1 protein-coding gene and 1 pseudogene are annotated in these 501 nt (G+C 40.3%); both read left to right on the top strand.

The genetic code is table 11. The features are described 5' to 3' along the window. Nucleotide 1: 1 nt before the first annotated feature. Nucleotides 2-97, top strand: a complete 96-nt coding sequence (locus tag AC07E3_RS21525) for a hypothetical protein (protein WP_478364792.1) — start codon at nucleotides 2-4, stop codon at nucleotides 95-97. A 163-nt stretch (nucleotides 98-260) separates the two neighbouring features. After that, nucleotides 261-501, top strand: a pseudogene (locus AC07E3_RS21520) (hypothetical protein); the annotation flags it as partial.

Below are 501 nucleotides of genomic sequence, written 5' to 3'. Positions count from 1 at the left end.
TATTCCTGATTATATATCAGGCATGACAGATGAATACGCCAATCGCGTTTATGCCAATTTGTTTTTACCAAAATCACACCGAATTACAGATCGCTGAGCTGTGATACATTTGTAATGAAATTAAGCACTGAATACAAGGGTCTGATTTGAGACTAGCTATACAAAGATGAGCGATTTTCATGCGATTGTAGTTTAATAAGTATCAGGCGATTAAAGAGGACGACATAACCGAAGAAAGCGTCTGGCAAAACCGAAGAACAGTGCTCAAAGCGCTGGGCTACGCCGGTACCATGTCCATACTATCAACTTCTGCTAAAGCTAACCCTTTAAATTGGTTTTCCGACGACGAAGAAAGCCAGTTTGTCCAAAAAAAGCTTAATGCTCGTCCCGCTACAGAACAAAGTGCCACAATGACAAAAGAGTCAGTCGCTACCCGTTATAACAATTTTTATGAATTTGGCACAAGTAAAGAAGACCCTGCGAAAAATGCACAAAGCTTCA

This window comes from Nitratireductor lacus (assembly GCF_056431025.1).
Note: the sequence above shows the minus strand (reverse complement) of the source record. Positions and strands in the feature narration are given on the sequence as shown.